The sequence below is a fragment of the Geobacillus sp. DSP4a genome (assembly GCF_013096875.1).
Taxonomy (GTDB): Bacteria; Bacillota; Bacilli; order Bacillales; family Anoxybacillaceae; genus Geobacillus; species Geobacillus thermophilus.
This window is the reverse complement of sequence record NZ_SDLD01000186.1, coordinates 1-514: the sequence shown is the minus strand read 5'-3', so window position 1 is coordinate 514 and position 514 is coordinate 1. Positions and strand designations below refer to the sequence as shown.

The window sequence follows — 514 nt, the reverse complement described above, 5'->3', positions numbered from 1 at the left end:
TTTCTTTGTTAAACCATTGATTTATACTTTTTAATCTCCGCCCATCAATGATGAATGATCTGCCGTCTGATGTGACACAAGTGGCAAGATTGTTTAATCCTAAATCAATTGCCAGTGCTTTTTGGTCGTTTAATTCTCTTTGATCTTCAGGCATTTCATATTTGTACTGAATCTCAAAGAACCTGGCATGATGCTTAGGAATGATTTCAATCTGCTTAATCTTTTTGTCCAGTAACACAGGCGGAATCGTTATCGTGATAGGCTTGTGAGTCTTTTTAAATAGGCGAGAATACGGTATCGTGAATTTGTTGCCGTCTATACGAATCTGGCCAATGATCAGTGAATGAAAGCCATCTTTTTTAAGATATTTTGGAATACTGATAGCCTTGTGGTCATATTTTCCTTGTTTGGCAAGACTGATCAAACCAAAGAAAGATTTAAAGGCTTCATTGACCTTTTTTAAAATTTGCTGTGCCATGTTGCTGTTTAACAGCTTATAGTTTTCGTTAGTTTT

General features: G+C 35.8%; 1 protein-coding gene. It reads right to left on the bottom strand.

Annotated elements, in window-relative coordinates; translation table 11 throughout:
- Positions 1-514, bottom strand: a 514-nt coding sequence (locus tag ETC02_RS16920; protein ID WP_171698472.1) for a transposase, incomplete at both ends; no start/stop codon positions are given.